This window comes from Aquimarina sp. MAR_2010_214, assembly GCF_002846555.1.
Taxonomy (GTDB): domain Bacteria; phylum Bacteroidota; class Bacteroidia; order Flavobacteriales; family Flavobacteriaceae; genus Aquimarina.
In genome coordinates, this window is the sequence record NZ_PJMS01000001.1 from 591,759 (window position 1) to 614,865 (window position 23,107).

Genomic DNA, 23,107 nt, shown 5'->3' on the forward strand with positions numbered 1-23,107 from the left:
AATTGCTAATAATCATAATACACTATATAATTTATAATTAAAACAGATTACCTTATTTTTGATTCTATTTATTTTCTCAAAAAATGAACTATAAATTATTATTTTTACTACTACTTTGCATTAATATTGAAAGTGTATCCTATTCACAAGTGGTGAGAGATTCTTTATTAGGAAAATCAAATTCCGAATTAATAGAAGGTTTTAAAAAAATAAAAAATAAAAAAGTTAAAGAATCATATATAAAGGCCTACATCAAGAATGGAAAAATTAATAAAGACACTTTTTCAATTATAGATGGATATACAAATCTGTCAGATCTATATGCAAATGAGGAAAAAGGGATTAATTATGCCGATTCCATAATACTACTGACCAAAAATAATCCAAATTCTATTTACCCTGCTAATGGTTATATGTTAAAAGGAGAACGATATTTTTTTGGTCAAAAAAAGATAAAACTTGCACTTGATAATTATTTAATAGCTAATAAATATTCTGAACGTTACCGAAGTAAAGAGATCAATTTTGGCAGTAATCATATCATAGGAATATTAAAGGATAAAATCGGTTATTTTGAAGAAGCTATACAAATTCACCAAAAAAATATAAGATTGGTAGAAAAAGAATTTGATGAATCAATACAATCTCTTTTTATGACCTCATCTATACAAGCTATCGCCTTTACCTATAAAAATTTAGGAAAATTAGATTCTGCATTATATTATAATGACCTTGGTATGGAAAAAGCTTTGAAAATGAATCATAAATCCCTTATAAATCATCTTTTACTTAATGAAGGAGTGATTCATTATCACAATTTCAAATTAAAAAGTTCTACTAAAGCTATTAAAGAGTCTTTAGAATATTTTGAAAAAATTAATGATAAACCTAATATGGCTGAAGGGTATTTTTATTTAGCCAAGATATATGATCGACAGCAAGAGAAAGTTCAATCTCTTCAATATCTCAAACAAGTAGACTCAATTTTTATAGAAACCCAAGATTTACCACCTGATACTAGGGAAGCATATGAAATACTTATTAGTCATTATAATAGAATTAACAAACCTGATACGCAATTGGTCTATTTAAAAAGATTGATTTCATTGGATAGTATTTTGAGTTCAAATAAAAGTTATGTTTCTAAAAATTTGAAAAACAAATATGATATTCCCAAATTGATTAAGCAGAAGGAAATCTTAATCGGGAAGCTTAAAAATGACAAGGTAAATTTAAAGTACATTTCCATTATTATAAGCATAATCCTAATATTTATTATATTCGGATTATATCGTAGACAAAATAGTTTAAAAAAAAGATTTAACGCAATTATAATAAAAGAAGATGAGAACCTAGAGGTTCAAAAAATACTATCCGAAAAAACAGAAAGATTAGACGTGCCCAAAAATATTTCTAATGAAATTTCTCAAAGATTGCAGTTATTTGAAAAAAATCAAGAATTCACTGATAACAAATTAACATTATCATCACTTGCTATACTATTTAAAACCAACTCTACCTATTTGTCCAAAACTATAAATTATTATCATGATAAAAGTTTTACTAATTATATTAATGATTTAAGAATTGAGTATGCATTAAAAAAATTAAAAAATGATCATTCATTTAGAAAATATACGATAAGTGCAATTGCACAAGAATCAGGATTTAAAAGTGCTGAAACTTTTTCTAAGTTATTTAAAAAAAAGAATGGGATTTATCCTTCTTATTTTATTAAACGTATGAAAAAACAACCAAACAATGATTTTGATTAAAATATTGTTTATCAATAACTTAAAAGTCTTAATTAATAAATTAAGACATATGTTTGATTTTAATTAATATACGAAAGCAAAACAGAAGTTTAACGAAGAAATAAAATATGCAAGTGAAGATAAGGAATATGCAGCCATGCTGGTTAAAATTTCCACAAATGCAAGAAAAACCTTATCAACTTATTTTCCCAACCAGGATTATACAATAGCATCATTAGATAGTTTAAAAAGATTGTATCCTAAAAATACTATACTACAAGATGATATCTTAAGAATGTCTAATTTTATAAAATACAATTTTACAGAACAATATATTAACAATTATAAGTTGATAGCAGATCAACGTATTACCAAAATGCTAAACTTAGCATATAATGACAGGGTTATTATCGGAGATAATGCTGATGATATTACCGATAAGAATTATGGTAATGGAGTTATAAATAATAATTTAGACATATCAACTCATGGAACCATTGTGTCTGGTATTATTGGAGCCAAACGACATAATAAACTTGGCATTGACGGTATTGCTAATACTATAAAAATTATGCCTATATGCATCTCCGGTTTTGGGAATGAATATGATAAAGATCTAGCTTTGGGTATTCGATATGCAGTAGATAATGGTGCCAGAGTAATCAACATGAGTATTGGTAAAGAATTATCATTGCAGAAACATTGGGTAGATGAAGCTCTAAAATATGCGGAACAACATAACGTATTAATTGTATCTTCAGCAGGAAATAGACATCTAAAGCTAGACGGCACAAATGAGTATCCAACAGATAGTACTGGTGATGGAAAAGAGGTATCCTCAAATTTTATTCATGTTGGAGCAACATCCTATGCGGTAAATGAAAACCTGATCGCATCATTCTCTAATTATAGTAAGATAGAAGTAGATGTTTTTGCACCTGGTAATAAGATCAAAACATTACTTCCAAATAACCGATACAAGATTGATAGTGGCACCTCTATTTCATCTGCGATAGTTTCTGGTCTAACCTCATTAATATTTTCTTATTATCCTAAATTATCAGCTAAAGAAGTTAAAAACATACTTATAAAATCGGGAATTTCATATAATATTGATGTAGAAATAAAACAAAAGGATGGGACAAAAATAATGATTCCTTTCTCTGAGCTTTCAAAGTCTGGTAAGATTGTAAATGCATATAATGCCTTATTACTGGCTGAGCAGATATCTAAGAGTAAGAATTGATATCAAGTTTGATAAACTAGTACTTGAAATCTTAATAATACAATGAAGGCTTTTTTTAATACACTATAACAAACCTGCTTTTTACAAAACCCGTGTGCTATCTGGTATATTTTGAGTCATTAAGCCTCTAAGCATAGGATTATTCTACTACTTTTGATTCACAAAAAGGCACAGATTATGCAGCTAAGATGTTATAAAATTGTTTTGTTGTTTTTGATTTCCTTTATAGGATATGGGCAATCGTTTAAAGTGCCGGATTCTTTGGTTGAGCTAGATTTTAAAGAACTTGAGAATATGTTCAATAACTACATTAAAAACAACCCTAAAAAAGCTGAACCTCATGCCAAAGCCTATTTGCAAAAGGGAAAGAATACTGGCGATGTCCTAAACATAGCAAAAGGTTTTCATTTTTTAGCAAGTCTTGATCGAAATGACTTTGAAAAACGGATTAAATATCTTGATAGTGCAATTGTAATCACGAAAAATATAGGCCACATAAAATATCCTGTTGTATTTTATGTCAATAAGGGAGTTATCTATGAGAAAAATGGTCTTTCAGGAAAAGCTCTAGATCATTATCTAGAAGGTTTGGCATTTGCAAAAAAGACAAACAATATCCTTTTTGTAAATATTCTACAGCATAATATTGCTTTACTAAAAAGAAAACTTGGAAAATTTGAGGAAGCAAAATCTATCTTTAAAAAATGTTTGGTTTATGAGAAATCCATGATCGGCAAAAAGAAAAACGATACTTTAAATTATTTATTTACTCTCTCAGAGTTAATAACCACTTATAGACAAAATAAAGAAATAGATTCTGCTATACTACTAAATACCCAAGGTGTCAAAATGTCTCAAGAGAAAGATATAAAGTGTTTATTTAGATTACACAAAGGAATTTTCCAGTATTATAAAAAAGATTTTAAAAATGCAACTAATACAATAGATCAAGGATTAGATGAGTTATTAAAAAGCAAGTATTTTAAATATTATGAAAATGATAATTTAATCAACGGATATCTTTTTTTAGGAAAGTCATATTTGGCTGTTTCAAAACAAAAACTGGCGATTACCTATTTTAAAAAATTAGATTCTTTGATTCAGACAACCAATTATTTAATCCCAGAGACTCGATCAGCTTATCTAGAAATTATTGACTATTATAAATCTTTAGATGATAAAAATAATCAACTATATTATATCAATAGATTATTATATAATGATAGTATACTTAATCATAATTTTAGAGATATAAATGAAAAATTGATAAAAGATTATGATACCCCAATTTTATTGAAAGAAAAAGAAAAACTCATTGCTTCATTAAAACAAGAAAACACCAAAATATCATCTCAAAATATCCTAATATCAATACTATTAGCACTAAGCATGTTTGGTTTTGGATATTATTACTATCGACAACGTTTGTATAAAAAACGCTTTTTAAAACTACTCGATACAACTGCAGATCAAAGCAAAAAAAAGGGCTCATCAATTAATAAAAAAACCCTAAATCATCTACTGGATCAACTACAAAAATTCGAAGAAAAACATGGGTATTTACAATCAAATCTTAACGCCAAAGACCTGGCAAAGAGTTTTGGATCTAATTCTAGTTATCTCTCTAAAGTAGTGAATACCTTTAAAGAAAAAAGTTTTAGTAGTTATATTAATGATCTGCGTATCAATTTTGTGATTGATAAACTACGCGAAGATTCTATCTTTAGAAAATACACCGTAAAAGCTATCGCACAAGAAATTGGTTTTAATAATGCCGAAGCCTTTTCTAAGGCATTCTATAAAAAAACCGGAATCTATCCTTCATATTTTATAAAGGAACTAGAGAAACAGCAGTCGATATAAGAAAATCACATTACACTAATTTTATCTCCCACGGTGATAGTAAAATCTTTACTATCAACAAGCTTAAGATATCTTCCAAACCAGATTTTTCGCTCTGATAATCGATATTGTGATAAGGTTTTTAAAGGTTCTTCACCTTTTTCTCCCGTTTCCTGATTTACCGTCGTTACCGTACACCGTGCACATGATTTGGTGATTTCGAAAGTAGAATTGCTAATTCTAATCTTCTTCCATTGATCTTCAATAAACGAGCTTCCTCCTGTAAAGACAATATTGGGTCTAAATCTGTTCATTTTAACAGGAGAGGATAACCTACTATTTAGATCATCCAAAGAACTGTCTCCTACAACCAAATACTGAGCACCATCCTGAAAAAGAATTCGTGCATCATTATTTTGTTTAACCCATCTTTTCGCCGCACTTGATTGTCTAACCAGGTACATTTCTTTTCCTAAACAACCCGAAAACCAATCATTCACTACCTGTTCTTCTTTTATGGCCTCTACTTTTTCTTTAAAAACAGAAACCAAAATAGGTTCTTTTAAGGTTGGATTCTCTAATCGAATTTTAATCCTACTTTCTTTGTAAGTCACCAATAATGAATCCTGTGATAATGCCACCTGAAACAATGCTAATTTAGGCTCTTCTCGCTGGGTAATATGTTTTCCGTTTTTATTGGTCAGCATCCAATGCCGATCATACTCAAAACCTGTTTCGGATAAAGTAGCACTTTGTAATTCAATTCTACCCAGTGATTTAACCGGGTACACGTATAGTTTTGAGATTTTTAGCATCTTTTTACTTTTAGTATTCGTTATCTATAGTCTAGAAACCATAAGATTTTGTAAAGTTCATTTTTTCTTTTTAGTAAACCCAAATAGTAACAGACCAATAATTATAATACCTCCTCCTGCGAGCTGCACAGCATATAATGTTTCCCCGAAAGGAAACGCAAGTAGCACCGCAAAAAATGGAATAAGATTCATAAACAGTGTCGAGGTTGTTGCTCCTAATTTAACGACACAGAAATAAAATGCAGTATATGCGATTCCGGTTCCTAGCACTCCCATAAATAAGATGCTACTCCAAAAAGATAAATCTGTAGGCACATCGGTTGTTATAAATTCTGGTAATGAAAAAACTGCAAACAAAACAAAGGCCATTAGCGAAGTAATTGTGGTCATCACAACAACATCTACATGAGGAAGGTATTTACTGACAATGACTTGAGAAAGTGAGAATACAATAGCCATACTCATAATATACATATCTCCAATTTCGAACTGTAATTCTGCCAACTTACTAAAATCTCCTTTTACCAAAATAATTGCTACTCCAAAAAAGCTAATCGCAATAGCAATCCATTGTACTAATTTCACTTTCTTTCTTTGAAACAAAAAAGTAAAAACAGCAGTAATTGCTGGACTAGTTGCAATAATAAGAGATCCATTTACTGCACTGGTTGTTTTTAGACCCAGGTTAAAAAAGTATATGGTTAAAAAGATTCCGAAAAAGGAGGTAAGAAACATATACCACCATTCTTTTGCCGAAAACCTGAATTTGAATAATTGATTGCCAAATCTCAAATACACAAGAAGGAATAACGAGACAACCCCAAAGAAAAATCGCAAAGCAGCAACACTTACAGGAGAGTAAAACTCTAACGTTATTTTTACCACATGAAAATTAGCTGCCCAAAAAAGCATGGTTAGTATTAAAAACAGAAACGTAATTATTTTATTCATTGCAGATATACTAGTAATGGTTCATAATGAAATTATTGAATAGAAATTAGCCTATGTTTTAAAAAACAAAGGTTTCGAAATGCTGTACCTCTTCTTCAAACTCAAGAAGAAAATCCGTATCTCTAGCATAATATTTTGCTTTAGTATAATCCTTTCCAGCAAAAGTTTTGATACTCTCATAATCCTTCCATTTGGTCACTGTCCATACATGGCAAATATCATCTTCAAATCTTCTTAGAATTTCTACACTTAGTATTCCATCAACAGATTTATAATCCGCAATACCACTTTCTATTAAGTACTGTAGATATTCTTGAGCATCTATGGCATTAATTCTACCATGCCATTTTCTTGTAATTACACTTGATTTATAATTCATACCACTAAAATTAATTACACTAGTGCAAATATAGAATAATATTTTTACTACCAAAACTTGTTTTACTGGTTATAATTATTTTACTTTGCATGATGAATAATGTAGAACATATACAAAATAGTCTTTTAGACGGAGGAAATCTATCCCTCAATTTTATCAATACGATTAAAGACAGGCTAGTTGCAGACCCCATAGATTACCTTACCGGAAAAGAGGAATGGATTGCCTGGTTAAAACGCGTTGATATTTTAGAAAATGAAACCTCAAACTTTGATGAAGCTAGTTTTAATCTAAAAGAAGTTATAAGGAAAAGAGAATTTTTGCACCGTGTATTTCAAGGGCTTGTTTTTCAAAGAGAGATTAAAGAAAAAGATCTTAAATGTTTTGATACACTGCTACAAAAAATCAGAAGATCTACTAAGATTTTTGTAGTTGATAATAAACCTCAAGAACATTTAGAGATAGATCCAAATGATCTAAATAGTTATATTTTAAAAATTGGAAAAGCGGCACATGAACTATTGATGTCTGAAGAAATAGATCGAGTAAAAGAATGTGGTAATTGCGGATGGATTTACTTCGATTCGAGTAAAAACAAATGTAGAAAATGGTGTAATATGGATACTTGTGGCAATGAGGTAAAAGCCAGAAAATATTACGAAAGCAAAAAAAACAAAGTATAAAACTATATAAAATGAAAAACAGAAAAAACATTTCGTCTGGTAGCCCCTGGGAAGATATTGTAGGATATTCCAGAGCTGTAAAAGTAGGGAATATCATCGAGATTGCTGGTACTACTGCTACTGGTAAAGATGGTAATATTATTGGTATAGATGATCCTTATCTTCAGACCAAGACAATAATAGAAACCGCTAAACATGTTTTGGAAGATATGGGATACAGTTTAGACAATGTGATCCGGACAAGAATATATACTACAGATATATCCCAATGGGAAGCGATAGGAAAAGCACATGGAGAATATTTTAGTACCATAAAACCCGCTACCGCAATGGTAGAAATAGCCAAATTAATTAATCCTGATATGCTGGTAGAAATAGAATTTACAGCTATAACCGATTAAATTAAAAATTAGTATTAACCTCTAAATACCCATAATTATGAATTGTAATGTAGAATGTTTACCAAATGATTGTTCAGTAGTAAGAGAAAAAAGTGCTACCAAAGTTTTTATTCAATCTATTTCTGATTGGTTAAAAAAATTTAATATTCCTGGAGCCGAAGATGCTTCAAGAATTAAATAATTATATGAAAACATATTTATTAATTTGATTTTATAAATATGTTTAATGTTTATAAAATAGAAATAATACAGAAGCAATATAAGCACTGTTAAACTATACATCTATTCGGATACAGGGATGTAAATGAAAATCAAAAAACAATTATGAAAACAACTAAAATTCAAAAAATTGCAGCGTTCTCTCATAATAACAAGGGAGGAAACCCTGCAGGTGTTGTAATAGCAGATAGAATGCCCAAAGAAGAAGAAATGTTTAACATTGCTAAAGAGGTAGGATACTCTGAAACTGCTTTTTTGCATCCTAAAGCTGACGGGTGGCGTATTCGATATTTTTCACCAGAAATAGAAGTCGATTTTTGTGGTCATGCTACTATTGCTACTGGAGCAGGTTTAGGGCAAAGCCATGGAGAAGGCACATATAAGCTGTTTTTAAATAATGGAGAAATTAGCGTTGCTGTTAAAAAAACTTCAGAAAACGATTTTGAAATAACACTACAATCTCCCGAAACCTGGTCAAAACCTGCTCCACAAAATGTAATAGATGATGTTCTTGATTTATTCAATCTTCCAGCTTCAGCGCTTCATAAAGATTTTCCGATTCGATATGCTTTTGCAGGAGCCAAACACCTTATTCTTGTAGTAAACGATCGAAAAACGTTAGCCGACATGAATTATGAATTTGAAAAAACCAAAGCTCTTATGCTTAAAGAAGGCCTGGTTACCATAAGTTTACTATGGTTAGGTGCCGATAACGTATTTCATTCTAGAAATGCATTTGCCTCTGGAGGAGTATATGAAGATCCTGCTACGGGAGCGGCCGCAGCAGCTTTAGCTGGCTATTTGCGTGATATAAACTGGAAAGGAAATAACAAATTTGAAATTATCCAAGGTGAGGATATGCAATCTCCATCACGATTAATAGTAGAATATACTCCTGTAATCGGGGCCAGTGTAAAAATATCAGGTAACGCTCGAAATATCTAAAAACAAAACTCATTATAAGCCAAAAGATTTGTAGAATGGAGCATTAAACCAATTTAATATCCTCCTTAAATAACATATGAATATATTCAGCATGCACCTCTGCGTGATGTTGATTTTCCAAACAATGAAACAGGAGGTGAATCAATCCATAGTCACCTAAGCTATCCCTGTATTCATACTTAGCCTTGTTTTTTACCCATAGAATAAAACAACAGAGATGACCTATCTCACCCAGTTTCTGAGCATCTTTTAAACATTCTCTAAATTCATCTAATGTCATATGAGCATACTCATCATACTTTCTTTTACAGAAGTCATAATCAAAAGTATGCTTATACGATTGTAATTTTCGATTTTGTATTTCGTAGTTAATACCACTCATAACATAAGAATAATTTACATTAGGTTAAGTATTCATATTTTCATAAGTATACGATTCGGTCTTATCTCTGTTTTTGCAAAACGTATGCCATGACTTTAAAAAATTAACCCAAAAAAGCTTAAGTAAATCTTAAATTTTTAATTAATGACTTATACTTAATATGGAATAATTCCAATACAAAAATACAAAATTTGGAATAATTCCAATACTTATATTTCACTTTTATCCCTCTATTTTTCAATTTATCATTCAAAAAAACGAGAATATAGCGAAAATCAAATCAAATCTAATTGTTTGATTTGTAGATATTTAACATCAAAAATCAATATCTGTTGTTAATAAAACTTAATAAGTTTATTTTAAAAAACCAAGTGTGTCTATTAAATTTACTTTCGAATTTGATACGATATAGTATGTTTTTTGGGGAAAGAACTACTATAACGAAAAATTGGGAAATAAATCAAATCTAGAATTATGCGGTATAAAGTAATTGATGCAAAAAGCCAGTATTTTGGTAAAGTATTGGATTTCGAATCCTGCTCTACTTTAAGTGATTTAGGAGGAGTGCTCTTAAAGATCGAAAGTAACAGAGTTTCACTTTTTAAATTTAACGAAGTAGAATTGGTGTAATTGCCATTCTACTTCTTTCTATATCCCTTTGTTTATTACAATAAAACATTACAAATCTTATCGCTTCAATGAAGAAAAGAGTGATGCTGGTTTAAAAACATACTACCTTCTCAATACTATCAAATAAGAATTATCCTAGTTCTGTAATTCGTTTTACGTATTTACCAATAACATCAAACTCAAGATTAACAACACTGCCTACTTTAAAAGTGTTAAAGTTTGTATGTTCATAGGTATACGGAATAATAGCAACACTAAACTCATTCTTTTTAGAATTAACCACAGTTAAACTAACTCCATTAACCGTTACCGATCCTTTTTCGATAGTGATATTATTTAATGAAGGGTCATAATCAAAAGTAAAGTACCAACTTCCATCAGCTTCGGTAATAGCTTTACAAATTGCGGTTTGATCCACATGTCCCTGTACAATATGCCCATCTAACCTATCCCCCAATTTCATTCCCCTTTCCAGGTTTACCACAGTATCAACTGCAAGTGTATTAAGATTAGTTTTATCCAATGTTTCTTTGATCGCAGTAACTGTATACACATCTTCATTAATAGACACCACCGTTAAACAAACCCCATTATGTGCTACACTTTGATCAATCTTCAATTCTGAAGTAAAATTCGCACGTACTGTAATATCCAAATTTTCCTTATTCGTTTGTAAAGAAGTAACAATTCCTAATTCTTCGATGATTCCTGTAAACATAAATGCGAATTATTTAATTAAATTTGTGACCTTGAAGTTTGAAGTCTGATTTTAGATTTCAAAAATACTGATAAAGTAGTTTATATAATGAAGAAAGAAGAAAAAATAAGATTAGGGATTTCTATTGGTGATCTTAACGGAATAGGAAGTGAAGTTATCCTTAAAACTTTTGAAGATTCGCGAATGTTAGATTTTTGTACCCCGGTAATTTTTGCCTCGGTAAAAATTCTTTCTTTCTTAAAAAAACAATACACAAGCAACATAAACCTTCATGGTATAGATAAGACATCGCAGATTCTGGATGGCAAAATAAATGTTCTTAATGTTTGGAAAGAAGCCGTTAGTATTAATTTTGGGCAAGAAGATGAAAAAGTAGGAGGCTATGCGATCAAATCGCTAAAATCTGCAACCGAAGCTTTAAAAAATGATCAAATTGATGTACTGGTAACTGCACCTATTAATAAACACAGTATACAATCTGATGAATTTAAATTCCCAGGACATACTGATTATCTGGATCAGGAACTAGAAGGAAATAGTCTTATGTTTATGATCACAGATGATTTAAAAGTTGGATTACTTACTGATCATGTTGCCGTTAAGGATATTGCAGATACTATAACTCCAGAATTAATTGAACAAAAAATAAATACTATTCATCACGCACTTAAACAGGATTTTGGTATCTCAAAACCAAAAATCGCAGTACTAGGAATCAATCCACATAGTGGAGATAATGGCGTAATTGGCAAAGAAGATGAAGATGTATTAAAACCGACAATCCAAAACATTAATGAATCTGGCAAATTAGTATACGGACCCTACGCGGCAGATAGTTTTTTTGGTTCTAATAATTATAAAGCTTTTGATGCAGTTGTAGCTTCATATCATGATCAGGGATTAATTCCTTTTAAAACACTATCTTTTGGCAAAGGAGTAAACTATACTGCAGGCTTACATAAAGTTCGCACTTCTCCAGATCACGGTACTGCTTTTGAAATTGCAGGGAAAAATCTGGCTGATAACAGTTCATTTAAAGAAGCCGTTTTTGCTGCATTAAAAATTTTTAAAAATAGAAACGAATATAATGAACTAACCAAAAACCCTTTAAAAAGACAACCTCGTAAACCACAAAACAAATCATAAAAAGTTAATAATTAATCGCAAGAGTGTTCCTAAAATCCACTACCTCAACCCTCAAACCTGATTAATAAACTAACAATCTGATATAATTTTGTTTACAAAAATACTTTAATAACGAATTTTTATTATCTTTGCACCCGCCTTTATCAAATTGATAGGCACTTGAAACTGATGATGAAATGATACAACTTAAAGAGTATACTATTCCTTTTGTTGGACTGAAGCAAGGATTACACCAGTTTGAGTATCAAATTGACAACACGTTCTTTGAACATTTTGAGTATGATGAGTTTAATTCATCTGCAGTAAAAGTTGATATGGAGTTTAATAAAAAAACAACTTTATTAGAACTTCAATTTAAAGCAACCGGAACTGTAAATGTAAATTGTGATCTCACCAATGAACCTTTTGACTTACCTATTAAAAATGAATTCTTTTTGGTAGTGAAGTTTGGAGACGAATATAATGATGAAAATGAAGAGCTTCTTATTATTCCTCACGGGGACTATGAAGTAAACGTTCAACAATATATCTATGAACTTATTGTTTTGGCTATGCCATCCAAAAGAGTTCATCCAGGTGTTGAAAATGGAACATTAGAATCAGACATACTTGAAAAACTAGAAGAATTAAGTCCGAAAGAAAAAACAATAGTGAATAACAATGAGGAAACAGATCCTCGCTGGGACAAATTAAAAAACTTATTAAACGATAAACAATAGCTAAGCAATGGCACATCCTAAGAGAAAAATATCGAAAACAAGAAGAGATAAAAGAAGAACGCATTATAAAGCTTCTGTACCACAAATAGCTACTGATCCAACTACTGGAGAAGCGCATTTGTATCACAGAGCACATTGGCATGAAGGTAAATTATACTATCGTGGTCAAATTGTTATCGACAATACTGAAGAAGAAGTAGCGTAAGGATACTGTTAAAATTTTAAAAAGAGCTCTCACAAATGTGAGAGTTTTTTTGTTTTTAGTTGAATATGTGTCAAAATCCCGTTATTTTGCGCCATATTTGTGTATAATTTAGTAATTTCGACAACTTTTTGAGCGCATTTTTATGCTATAGTTTGTGAAACTAAAACTAAGATATGAGTAAAATCACAGCCGCTATCACCGCTGTAGGTGCATACGTGCCAGACTATGTGTTAACTAATGATATATTAGCGACAATGGTCGAAACTAACGACGAATGGATAACCAGTCGTACAGGTATCAAAGAACGTAGAATACTAAAAGATAAAGATAAGGGAACTTCTTTCTTGGGTATAAAAGCAGCAGAAGATCTAATCGCTAAAAAAAATCTCGACCCTAAAGAGATTGATATGGTGATTTTTGCAACTGCTACTCCGGATCTTCCAGTTGCTGCAACGGCAGCGTATACAGCTTCAAAAATTGGAGCCGTAAATGCTTTTTCTTATGACTTACAGGCAGCTTGTTCCAGTTTTTTATATGGAATGTCTACTGCCGCTAGTTATATAGAATCAGGAAGGTATAAAAAAGTATTAGTAATAGGAGCAGATAAAATGTCTTCTATTATTGATTATACTGATCGTACCACTTGCATCATTTTTGGTGATGGTGGTGGAGCAGTTCTTTTTGAACCCAATGATGAAGGTTTAGGACTTCAAGATGAATACCTGCGTACCGATGGTATCGGAAGAGAATTCTTAAAAATTGAAGCCGGAGGGTCTATTCTACCTCCTTCAGAAGAAACTGTGGCCAAAAGGCAACACTTTGTTCAACAAGACGGAAAAACTGTATTTAAATATGCAGTTTCTAATATGGCAGATGCCAGTTCTAAGATTATGGAACGTAATAGTTTAACAGGACAGGATGTAAATTGGCTTATTGCACATCAAGCCAACAAACGTATCATTGATGCTACAGCCAAAAGGATGGAGCTAGATCAGAATAAAGTTCTTATGAATATCCAGCGATATGGTAATACAACCTCAGCCACCTTACCATTACTGTTACACGATTACGAAAAACAACTCAAAAAAGGAGATAACATAGTATTTGCTTCATTCGGTGGAGGCTTTACTTGGGGATCTATTTATCTTAAATGGGCCTATAATTCCTAAACAACTAAAACACACAATACCCAACATTATGGATTTAAAAGAAATTCAGAATTTAATTAAATTCGTAGCCAAATCAGGAGCTAGCGAAGTAAAGTTAGAAATGGATGACATTAAAATCACCATTAAAACTGCATCAGAAGATGGTAAAGAAACCACAATTGTACAACAACTACCAATAACTCCTCAAGTGGTAGCTCCCGTACAATCAACACCTCCTGCAATTACACCTGCAGCAGTTGTAGAAGAAAAAAGTACTTCTGATGATAATTCAAAATACATAACTATCAAATCACCAATAATAGGTACTTTATACAGAAAACCATCACCAGACAAACCTACATTTGTAGAAGTTGGTGATTCAATAAAAGAAGGAGATGTACTTTGTATTATTGAGGCGATGAAACTCTTTAATGAAATTGAAAGTGAAGTTTCTGGTAAAATTGTAAAAGTATTAGTTGATGACTCTTCTCCAGTAGAATTTGATCAGCCACTATTCTTAGTAGACCCATCATAATTAAACCCATAATTTCAAATTTTTTAATTTCAAATCACATATCGAGAATTGTAATTTATCATTTGAATATTGTAATTTCTAAGAAGTTATGTTTAAAAAAATTCTAATTGCAAATAGAGGTGAGATTGCATTGCGTGTAATCAGAACCTGCAAAGAAATGGGGATAAAATCCGTTGCGGTCTATTCTACAGCAGATGCAGAAAGTTTACATGTTCGTTTCGCAGATGAAGCCGTTTGTATCGGACCTGCTCCCAGTAATGAATCTTATCTTAAAATGTCTAATATTATTGCAGCTGCAGAAATCACAAATGCAGACGCAATACACCCAGGTTATGGTTTCCTATCAGAGAATGCCAAGTTTTCTAAGATTTGTGAAGAGCACGAAATAAAATTTATTGGTGCCAGTGCCGAAATGATTGATCAAATGGGTGATAAAGCCTCTGCAAAAGCTACTATGAAAGCAGCAGGAGTACCTACAATCCCAGGTAGTGAGGGTATACTCGATTCTTTTGAAGAAACCGAAAAACTTGCCGATGAAATGGGATACCCAGTAATGCTAAAAGCTACAGCTGGTGGTGGTGGAAAAGGTATGCGAGCTGTATGGGCAAAAGAAGATTTGAGAAAAGCATGGGATAGCGCCCGCCAGGAAGCTGCAGCCTCATTTGGTAATGACGGCATGTACATGGAAAAACTCATCGAAGAACCACGTCATATCGAAATTCAGATTGTAGGAGATAGCAACGGACGAGCATGTCATCTATCTGAAAGAGATTGCTCGGTACAACGCAGACATCAAAAACTTACAGAAGAAACCCCTTCGCCATTCATGACGGATGAATTGCGTAAAAAAATGGGTGAAGCTGCAGTAAAAGCTTCAGAATATATCAAATATGAAGGTGCAGGAACTGTAGAATTTTTGGTTGACAAACACCGAAATTTCTACTTTATGGAAATGAATACCCGTATCCAGGTAGAACATCCTATCACAGAACAAGTAGTTGACTATGATTTAATTAGAGAACAAATTCTTGTTGCTGCAGGAGTGCCTATTTCAGGAAAAAACTATTTTCCACAATTACACTCTATAGAATGTAGGATCAATGCAGAAGATCCATATAAAGATTTTCGACCTTCACCAGGTAAAATTACTAATTTACATATACCAGGAGGTCATGGTGTGCGAGTAGATACTCACGTATATAGCGGATATATTATTCCACCTAACTACGATTCTATGATTGCCAAGTTAATAACCACTGCACAAACACGTGAAGAGGCGATTAATAAAATGAAGAGAGCATTAGATGAATTCGTAGTAGAAGGTATAAAAACTACCGTTCCTTTTCATAGACAACTTATGGATCATCCAGATTATATCGCTGGAAATTATACCACCAAGTTTATGGAAGATTTTGAAATGGAAGACCCAACTGAATAACAACCAATTAAGCCTCAGCAATGAGGCTTTTTTTTTACTATTTGATTTTCTGACATCATGAAAGTTTCATGCATAAAATTAGCTTTTTATCAAAGTTTCGAATATGAATAATGAAATAATCTATAGTATAACTAGTCCTCGAAAATGGCAAGAGATTCTGCATAAGAATACCTTTTCAAAATTAGAAGGAAAAAAATTAATTTTACAAGAAAAATCTGGTAGAGGTACAATTGATGTTGTTAATATCCAAGAAGGATTAGCTATTACATTCATAGACATAACTTTATCTAATAGTCTTAAATTAAAGAGGATAGCAACAAAAAATAACGATCACTTTATACTTAACTTTTATTTTTCTAGTATAAACATAAAAGAACAAATAGGTACTATGACTCAATTATTAGGGTTTGAGTTTTATAGCATTATGTTATACTCTTCGATGACCGAATCCGAATCAATAATACCTGCAAATATTCCTGTTAAAGTTTTCAACATTACCTTCTCAAAAGAATGGCTATATCAAAATGTTTTGGATACAGATAATAAAACTGATAATCTTCAACAGTTTTTTAGCGCACACGGCCCGATCTATTTATATGAAAACTTAGATTTTAAGTTTAATGCTATATTAAAAGACATTACACAATCTTCAGAAAATATTAATAAAATATCCTTGTTCTCTAACGTATTACAACTTCTAGTTAGCTTTTTTAAAAAAATAGAAGCAAGATCTACAATAGAAAAAGATGTATATATTAATCCTATAGATCTACAAAACTTGCTAAGAGTAAGAGAATTAATAGAGCAAAATTGGCAAGAAAAACCGTCTAATAAAGCATTAGCAGAACAGGCCAATATGAGTCTGAGCAAATTCAAACAATTATTCAAACATATTTTTGGAGATAGCCCGTATCAATATTATTTGAATTTCAAAATGGGAAAAGCTCTCGAGTTGCTTCAAAAAAAGGAGTATTCAATCTCAGATATTGGATATATTGTAGGGTACTCAAATCTTAGTCAGTTCTCAAAAATTTTTAAAAAGAAATATAATTTCCTTCCCAGCGAAGTAAACAACTACAAAGCTTAACTACTTTACCATCTTCAATTATGGCTTTTTGGAGTATTTAATTGCCTTTTAGGGGCACAATACTTTGATTCAACATAATAGCTTTGTTTTCATAAACTTAGTACCTATTTGGATCCAAATAGCCCACTACAGTAACCTAGTTTAATCAAAAATAAATTCAAAAGAATTTAAACTCAATTATTATGTTACCAAACACATTAAAACTTCTAATAATATCAATATTCGCTTTTTTGGCAGGCAATTGTGATCATGTAGATGACTCTATTGACAATTCACCACCACCTGTCGAATATAAAATATTAATCAAAAAGGATATCCAGATAAAAATGAGGGATGGTGTATTTCTATCTGCAAATGTATACCGACCAGACGCAGAAGGCAAATTTCCAGTAATTATGTCTTTAGGGCCTTACGGTAAGGACAATTTGCCTGCAGAATATGATTTGAAAGAAGATGGTGATATTCAAGTCTCAGAATATGCAGCTTTTGAAACACCAGATCCAGCATTTTGGGTGAAAAATGGATATATTGTAATTGCGGTAGATAGCAGAGGCACAGGCAAATCACCAGGAAAAGTAGCTTTATTAGAAAAAAATGAAGCACAAGACTTTTATGATGCAATAGAATGGGCAGGAGTTCAGGATTGGTCATCAGGAAAGGTTGGGTTAAATGGAGTTTCCTACTTTGGAGTCTCACAATGGAGAGTAGCAGCTATGAAGCCTCCTCATCTTAAAGCTATTATGCCCTATGAAGGGTTCACAGATTTATATCGTGACGGCACATACCATGGAGGTATCTCAAGCACATTTATTGATCGTTGGTTCAATTATAGAATACTTAACAACCTTTCCTTAGAAAATACAGGGTATAGGCACTTACCAAATGAAATAAATAAAAGTCCTCTCTCAACAGCACAAATCTATCAAGATCTGGATTTTGAAAACACGCTTTCTCAAATTAACATACCTGCATATGCTGCAGTAAGCATTCAGGATCATGGACTTCACACAAGAGGGACAATCAATGGATTTCAAAAAATTGGATCATCAAACAAATGGTTAGAGTTGTTTGGAAGAAAAAAATGGGAATACTACTATTCTGAAGATGCAACATCACGCCAAAAAATGTTTTTTGATCAATTCTTAAAAGATGAAAATTCTGGTATTTTAAATCAAGCTCCTATTCGTTATGAATTACGAGAAGCATTCTACAAGGGATCAGTTAAAACTGCTAACGAATGGCCAATTCGAGAAAGAGAATTCATCAAGATGTATCTCGATGCTGAAACCATGAACATGAGTACCCAACCTATTACTAATGAAAATACAACTTCTTACGATGCAACAGTAATTGAAGAACCAGACTTAATTATGAAAAAGCACCGAGTTATATTTAAATATTCTTTTGCTGAGGATACTGATATTGTTGGAAGTATAAAATTAAATTTATTCGTAAGTTCTGATATAGCAGATGATATAGATTTGTTTGTCGGTCTTCAAAAAGAGGATAGTAATGGAGAAACCATATATTTCCAAGGGCCTGCAAAAGAAAAAGGTCAAATTGCTTCAGGTTGGTTACGTGCATCTCATCGTGCATTAGATAAAAATAAATCTACACAAGAAATTCCATTTCATTTGCATGATCATATCGAGAAAATAAGTCCAAAAGAAATCGTAGAGGTACAAGTAGAAATATGGCCTACAACCGTTAAATTTAAACAAGGAGAAAAATTGAGGTTAGTGATTCAGGGAAATGATATTGTAGAATCACAAGAAGAACATAAAGGAATCTTAAACAAAGGAAATACAACAATTTATACAGGAGGAACATATAAGTCATACCTGCAAATCCCGGTTTTAAAATAGTCGGTAAAAAAATATTGTTATAAAAACAGTGTAAGTAACTATCATTTCATAATCCGGAACATACCTAAGATGTAGTATTCAAAGTAGTAAACTCATAAAATAATCTCTTCCTGAAAATTTGGTATAAAGGAGTACTTTAAAACATTAAGTACTCCTTTTTTTGATGTACTTTTGATAGTATTCAAAACACGATATGAAAGAAGCTAATTTTAGCTATTGGGAACATAAAACTTGGTTATCTAATATTGATTTTACTGTTATCGGCAGTGGAATTGTAGGGCTTACTTGCGCATTAAGGTTACAAAATAATTTTCCGAAAGCTAAAATTCTTGTCCTGGAGCGTGGTATATTACCAAATGGAGCTAGTACCAAAAATGCAGGTTTTGCTTGTTTTGGAAGCTTATCAGAAATTCTGGATGACTTAAATTCACACAGCGAAGAGGAAGTACTACAGCTTGTCAAAAAAAGGCATGATGGCCTTCAATTATTGAGAAAACATCTGGGAGATCAGACTATTGGTTATTTTCAAAATGGAGGGTACGAATTTTTTACCAAAGATGACCAAGCCCTTTATGAAGATTGTTTTTCAAAAAGAGAGCAAATAAACACCCTATTGAAACCAATTTTTGAAGATGATGTTTTTAGCACAAGTTCTAATATTTTTAATTTTGAAAATATTAAGCCCCAATACATCATTAATCAATTTGAAGGTCAAATCGATACCGGAAAAATGATGGAAGCATTACTAAAAAAGGTTCAAAATTCTGGGATTAAGATTCTAAATAATTGTACCGTCGAAACTTTTGATGATGACAATACTTCTGTTAAAATAAAAACCGATCAATTTACGTTCTCTACAAACAAAGTATTGATTGCTACCAATGGTTTTGCTTCTCAATTAGGAATCCAGGAAGTAAAACCCGCTCGTGCCCAGGTTTTGATTACCCAGCCTATAGAAAATTTACACATTAAAGGAACATTTCATCTAGATAAAGGATATTACTATTTTAGAAATATTGATAACAGAATCTTATTTGGAGGAGGTCGAAATTTAGATTTTAAGGCAGAAGAAACTACAGATTTAGCTCAAACAGAGTTGGTACAACAAAAATTAGAAGAAATTTTACGAGATGTTATTTTGCCCGATATTAATTTTGAAATCAATCATCGCTGGAGCGGAATTATGGGTGTAGGAAATCAAAAACAATCTATTGTTAAACAGTTATCCCAAAACGTATTTTGCGGTGTACGCCAGGGAGGAATGGGCGTTGCAATAGGAAGTTTGGTAGGTGCAGAATTAGCTGATCTTTTATAAATCTATTCTCACTGAGTTATGAAAAAACACCTTCGTTTTATACTTAAAAGCTGTATCGCATTTATCATACTAAGTGTGCTTTGGGTATTTGTATATACATGGGTTAATGTTCCTGCTACCCCGTTAATGGGAATTCGAAAATTACAATCTAAAAATAAATATACCATTCGCCATCAATGGGTACCATTATCCAAGATTTCTAAGAACCTACAATTAGCTGTTATTTGCAGTGAAGATCAACGATTTATTAACCATAATGGCTTTGACAAAGAAGCTATCGAAAAAGCAATGGCAGAATATAAATCAGGTAAACGATTGCGAGGCGCAAGTACGATTTCTCAACAAACTGCCAAAAATGTTTTTTTATGGCCACATCGCAGTTGGATACGAAAAGGATTTGAAACCTATTTTACATTTTTGATAGAGACTTTCTGGAGTAAAGAACGTATTCTCGAAGTGTACCTAAACAGCATAGAAATGGGAGATGGAATCTATGGAGCCGAAGCTGCCGCCCAATTTTGGTTTAACACTTCAGCTACTGCACTCAATAAGGATGAAGCTGTAGCTATTGCAGCAATACTTCCTAATCCTATACGCTTTTTGGCAAATCCACCTTCGGCATATACCCAAAAAAGAAAAAAATGGATTATGATACAAATGCGTAATTACGGTACTTTAGTATTTGATAAGAAATAGTAATATGAATCCACAAAAAATCAAAGAAGAAATACTTCATCAATGCCAAAATTATGTAGATCAAAGATTACAAAGAATTCAAAATACTATTACTGGTATCCAAGAATCTTTAACTTCTGAAACCAAAAGTACTGCTGGAGATAAACATGAAACCGGACGAGCAATGTTACAATTAGAACGTGAAAAAGCAGGAAAACAATTAGCCGAAGTACAGAAATTACAAGAAGTCTTGGCCAAAATTAACATTTCTCCCTCAGAACATATTCATTTAGGTAGTCTGGTGACTACCACGCAAGGTCATTATTTTATTAGTATCTCTGTTGGTAAACTCTCTATAGACGATGAATCTTTTTTTGCCATAGCGGCTAATTCTCCTATTGGTAAATTACTATTAGGAAAAACTACTGGTGACTGTTTTAGCTTCAATGGAAATGAAATAATAATCAAACAAGTCTCTTAGCTAAGGAATAAAAAAGCTGGTTTTAAACATAGTGGCTATTAAATTTTCAAACCTATAGCATACAAAAATGATTTTAAGTAAATTGCCAATTCATAAATCATCTTTACCATGAAGAAATTTTTTGTGCTTACCCTAATAGGGGTATTGCTTTTTTCGTGTAAACCATACGAGAATACCAAAATCAGAAAAAATCAAATCACCTATGAAGATTTTAGATCTGATCAAAGATTATACCCTACAGATGATGGTTTACTAAAATATATAGATAAAGGAAAAGGACCCGCAATTGTATTATTACATGGTGTACCGACTTCGGGATGGTTATATCGTAAAATGATTGACCCTTTAGTTGCAAATGGATTTAGGGTAATCGTACCCGATATGCTGGGATATGGTTCTAGTGATTCTCCCGAAGGTTTCGAAATCTATAATGGAGAAAATCATGCCAAACGCTTGTTAGAACTTATGGAAGCATTAGGAATCGATACCTGGTCTCATGTTATGCACGATGCTGGTGGACTATGGACTTGGGAACTGATGAAACAAGCTCCTGATAAAATCGAAAAACTAATTGTACTTAATACTATCATTTATGATGCTGGATTTTACCCTCCTGTACGTATGAAACCGGGAGGCCTTGCCAAAACAGCTATGTGGGGCTATAGAAATGGAGTTACAACCAATACCTTACTCAAAAATTTATTTAATCAGGGACTTAAAGAAAATATATTAAATTCTCTTGATGTAGAAGGGTATAAAACCCCTTTATTAGAAGGTAAAACACATGCCATGTATTATTTCTATAGTCAAACCTGTAATGAATTACCTGACTACTCAGAGATTTTTGAAAATATCAATATCCCTGTTACTGTTATATGGGGAATACATGACACAATGCTACAATGGCCTCCACAACAAGTCCGTGCAGCTAATGCACTAAAAGTTAAGAATGAAGATATTCATTTTATAGATGAGAAACATTTTTTGCAGGAAACAAAAGCAAAAGAAATCTCGTATAAAATTGTTGAGTTTTTATATAAAAAAGAATAAAACTTCGACCTTAAAAAAATAAAGCAGGACAAGATTACGGTTTAGTTGTGATTTTGATACTGAAATAAAAAAAGAACATTTTATTTCAGTACGTTCAAAACGTAAATGGTATTAATTTAGCGATAGATTCTTAACCCAATTTTGTAACTCTACTCTAAAAATAGTACCCTTAATTAGTTCCTGAATTTGATAAACCTCTTCTCTACTTACTGCTAAATCTATCTTATCAGAAGGTGTTCTCAATAATAGTGATCTACACTGCTGCGAATTTTTGCATTGGCTACAGCATTGAGATTCAATAGTGGTAGTGCATGAATTTGAAAAATCCTTTAATTCATTTATAGTAAGTAAAAAACCAATGTCTCTAAATACCAATTGAACTCTAGGCGTTGAAATATGCTTTTCTTGTTTCCAAAAGAAAGAAATACCTAATTTATTACTGTATATTTTATTTATAGCGTTCATCCTGAATACATAT

26 protein-coding genes are annotated in these 23,107 nt (G+C 31.8%); 20 read left to right on the forward strand and 6 right to left on the reverse strand.

Going from position 1 to position 23,107, the window contains the following annotated elements; genetic code table 11:
* The first annotated feature begins 83 nt into the window (after window positions 1-83).
* The 3 genes from ATE84_RS02665 to ATE84_RS02675 all read left to right on the forward strand — a co-directional run bounded on the left by ATE84_RS02665 (window position 84) and on the right by ATE84_RS02675 (window position 4,863).
* Entirely contained in the window at window positions 84-1,775 is a 1,692-nt protein-coding gene (locus ATE84_RS02665) for an AraC family transcriptional regulator (RefSeq protein WP_101445571.1), read from the forward strand.
* 136 nt (window positions 1,776-1,911) lie between these two features.
* Complete coding sequence (locus ATE84_RS02670; RefSeq protein WP_101445573.1) at window positions 1,912-3,000, forward strand: S8 family serine peptidase; 1,089 nt, start codon at window positions 1,912-1,914, stop codon at window positions 2,998-3,000.
* A 177-nt stretch (window positions 3,001-3,177) separates the two neighbouring features.
* Window positions 3,178-4,863: an AraC family transcriptional regulator gene (locus ATE84_RS02675; protein WP_101445574.1), complete on the forward strand. Its 1,686-nt coding sequence runs from the start codon at window positions 3,178-3,180 to the stop codon at window positions 4,861-4,863.
* A gap of 5 nt (window positions 4,864-4,868) precedes the next feature.
* Here the strand turns inward: ATE84_RS02675 and ATE84_RS02680 are convergent, their stop codons facing one another.
* From ATE84_RS02680 to ATE84_RS02690, 3 genes are read right to left on the reverse strand one after another with little or no spacing between them, the layout of a single operon-like run.
* Window positions 4,869-5,657 (reverse strand): MOSC domain-containing protein, encoded by a 789-nt coding sequence (locus tag ATE84_RS02680; RefSeq protein ID WP_101445575.1) that lies wholly within the window; start codon window positions 5,655-5,657, stop codon window positions 4,869-4,871.
* 57 nt (window positions 5,658-5,714) lie between these two features.
* On the reverse strand, window positions 5,715-6,608 hold the full coding sequence (locus tag ATE84_RS02685) for a DMT family transporter (RefSeq protein WP_101445577.1): 894 nt from the start codon (window positions 6,606-6,608) through the stop codon (window positions 5,715-5,717).
* A gap of 58 nt (window positions 6,609-6,666) precedes the next feature.
* Window positions 6,667-6,987, reverse strand: a complete 321-nt coding sequence (locus tag ATE84_RS02690; protein ID WP_101450788.1) for an antibiotic biosynthesis monooxygenase — start codon at window positions 6,985-6,987, stop codon at window positions 6,667-6,669.
* 89 nt (window positions 6,988-7,076) lie between these two features.
* On the opposite strand from ATE84_RS02690, the gene ATE84_RS02695 reads away from it, so the two are divergent.
* From ATE84_RS02695 to ATE84_RS02705, 4 genes are all read left to right on the forward strand, one after another.
* Window positions 7,077-7,670, forward strand: coding sequence for a CGNR zinc finger domain-containing protein (locus ATE84_RS02695; RefSeq protein ID WP_101445578.1), 594 nt, complete (start codon window positions 7,077-7,079; stop codon window positions 7,668-7,670).
* Window positions 7,671-7,681: 11 nt separating this feature from the next.
* Window positions 7,682-8,071, forward strand: coding sequence for a RidA family protein (locus tag ATE84_RS02700; protein WP_101445580.1), 390 nt, complete (start codon window positions 7,682-7,684; stop codon window positions 8,069-8,071).
* A 37-nt stretch (window positions 8,072-8,108) separates the two neighbouring features.
* Entirely contained in the window at window positions 8,109-8,252 is a 144-nt protein-coding gene (locus tag ATE84_RS25980) for a hypothetical protein (protein WP_158237155.1), read from the forward strand.
* Between the two features lie 143 nt (window positions 8,253-8,395).
* Window positions 8,396-9,235 carry a PhzF family phenazine biosynthesis protein gene (locus tag ATE84_RS02705; protein WP_101445581.1) on the forward strand — a complete coding sequence of 280 codons (840 nt, stop codon included), beginning with the start codon at window positions 8,396-8,398 and terminating at the stop codon, window positions 9,233-9,235.
* A gap of 43 nt (window positions 9,236-9,278) precedes the next feature.
* On the opposite strand, the gene ATE84_RS02710 is transcribed toward ATE84_RS02705, so the two are convergent.
* On the reverse strand, window positions 9,279-9,617 hold the full coding sequence (locus ATE84_RS02710; RefSeq protein ID WP_101445582.1) for a hypothetical protein: 339 nt from the start codon (window positions 9,615-9,617) through the stop codon (window positions 9,279-9,281).
* A gap of 474 nt (window positions 9,618-10,091) precedes the next feature.
* Between ATE84_RS02710 and ATE84_RS25985 the strand changes: the two genes are divergently transcribed.
* On the forward strand, window positions 10,092-10,247 hold the full coding sequence (locus ATE84_RS25985) for a hypothetical protein (RefSeq protein WP_158237156.1): 156 nt from the start codon (window positions 10,092-10,094) through the stop codon (window positions 10,245-10,247).
* 130 nt (window positions 10,248-10,377) lie between these two features.
* On the opposite strand, the gene ATE84_RS02715 is transcribed toward ATE84_RS25985, so the two are convergent.
* Entirely contained in the window at window positions 10,378-10,965 is a 588-nt protein-coding gene (locus tag ATE84_RS02715; RefSeq protein ID WP_101445584.1) for a riboflavin synthase, read from the reverse strand.
* A gap of 87 nt (window positions 10,966-11,052) precedes the next feature.
* Here ATE84_RS02715 and pdxA point away from each other — a divergent pair, with 87 nt between their 5' ends.
* The 12 genes from pdxA to ATE84_RS02775 all read left to right on the forward strand — a co-directional run bounded on the left by pdxA (window position 11,053) and on the right by ATE84_RS02775 (window position 22,629).
* The gene (gene pdxA, locus ATE84_RS02720) at window positions 11,053-12,111 is read left to right on the forward strand and encodes a 4-hydroxythreonine-4-phosphate dehydrogenase PdxA (RefSeq protein WP_101445586.1); all 1,059 of its coding nucleotides are present in this window, start codon (window positions 11,053-11,055) and stop codon (window positions 12,109-12,111) included.
* Window positions 12,112-12,287: 176 nt separating this feature from the next.
* Window positions 12,288-12,830 (forward strand): DUF177 domain-containing protein, encoded by a 543-nt coding sequence (locus ATE84_RS02725; protein WP_074406846.1) that lies wholly within the window; start codon window positions 12,288-12,290, stop codon window positions 12,828-12,830.
* A gap of 7 nt (window positions 12,831-12,837) precedes the next feature.
* On the forward strand, window positions 12,838-13,035 hold the full coding sequence (rpmF, locus tag ATE84_RS02730) for a 50S ribosomal protein L32 (RefSeq protein WP_024768393.1): 198 nt from the start codon (window positions 12,838-12,840) through the stop codon (window positions 13,033-13,035).
* A 173-nt stretch (window positions 13,036-13,208) separates the two neighbouring features.
* Complete coding sequence (locus ATE84_RS02735; protein WP_101445587.1) at window positions 13,209-14,204, forward strand: beta-ketoacyl-ACP synthase III; 996 nt, start codon at window positions 13,209-13,211, stop codon at window positions 14,202-14,204.
* Window positions 14,205-14,232: 28 nt separating this feature from the next.
* Window positions 14,233-14,718, forward strand: a complete 486-nt coding sequence (gene accB / locus ATE84_RS02740) for an acetyl-CoA carboxylase biotin carboxyl carrier protein (protein ID WP_101445589.1) — start codon at window positions 14,233-14,235, stop codon at window positions 14,716-14,718.
* Window positions 14,719-14,806: 88 nt separating this feature from the next.
* Window positions 14,807-16,156 carry an acetyl-CoA carboxylase biotin carboxylase subunit gene (gene accC / locus ATE84_RS02745; protein ID WP_101445590.1) on the forward strand — a complete coding sequence of 450 codons (1,350 nt, stop codon included), beginning with the start codon at window positions 14,807-14,809 and terminating at the stop codon, window positions 16,154-16,156.
* Between the two features lie 103 nt (window positions 16,157-16,259).
* Window positions 16,260-17,243, forward strand: coding sequence for an AraC family transcriptional regulator (locus tag ATE84_RS02750; protein ID WP_101445591.1), 984 nt, complete (start codon window positions 16,260-16,262; stop codon window positions 17,241-17,243).
* 182 nt (window positions 17,244-17,425) lie between these two features.
* Window positions 17,426-19,108: a CocE/NonD family hydrolase gene (locus tag ATE84_RS02755; protein WP_101445593.1), complete on the forward strand. Its 1,683-nt coding sequence runs from the start codon at window positions 17,426-17,428 to the stop codon at window positions 19,106-19,108.
* A 193-nt stretch (window positions 19,109-19,301) separates the two neighbouring features.
* Window positions 19,302-20,423, forward strand: a complete 1,122-nt coding sequence (locus ATE84_RS02760) for an FAD-binding oxidoreductase (RefSeq protein WP_101445595.1) — start codon at window positions 19,302-19,304, stop codon at window positions 20,421-20,423.
* A gap of 18 nt (window positions 20,424-20,441) precedes the next feature.
* A complete protein-coding gene (gene mtgA, locus ATE84_RS02765) occupies window positions 20,442-21,119 on the forward strand; it encodes a monofunctional biosynthetic peptidoglycan transglycosylase (RefSeq protein WP_101445596.1) in 678 nt (225 codons plus the stop codon).
* Window positions 21,120-21,123: 4 nt separating this feature from the next.
* Complete coding sequence (locus tag ATE84_RS02770) at window positions 21,124-21,579, forward strand: 3-oxoacyl-ACP synthase (RefSeq protein WP_101445597.1); 456 nt, start codon at window positions 21,124-21,126, stop codon at window positions 21,577-21,579.
* 108 nt (window positions 21,580-21,687) lie between these two features.
* Window positions 21,688-22,629, forward strand: coding sequence for an alpha/beta fold hydrolase (locus ATE84_RS02775; RefSeq protein ID WP_101445599.1), 942 nt, complete (start codon window positions 21,688-21,690; stop codon window positions 22,627-22,629).
* 111 nt (window positions 22,630-22,740) lie between these two features.
* Here the strand turns inward: ATE84_RS02775 and ATE84_RS02780 are convergent, their stop codons facing one another.
* Complete coding sequence (locus tag ATE84_RS02780; protein ID WP_101445600.1) at window positions 22,741-23,094, reverse strand: hypothetical protein; 354 nt, start codon at window positions 23,092-23,094, stop codon at window positions 22,741-22,743.
* Window positions 23,095-23,107 lie beyond the last annotated feature (13 nt).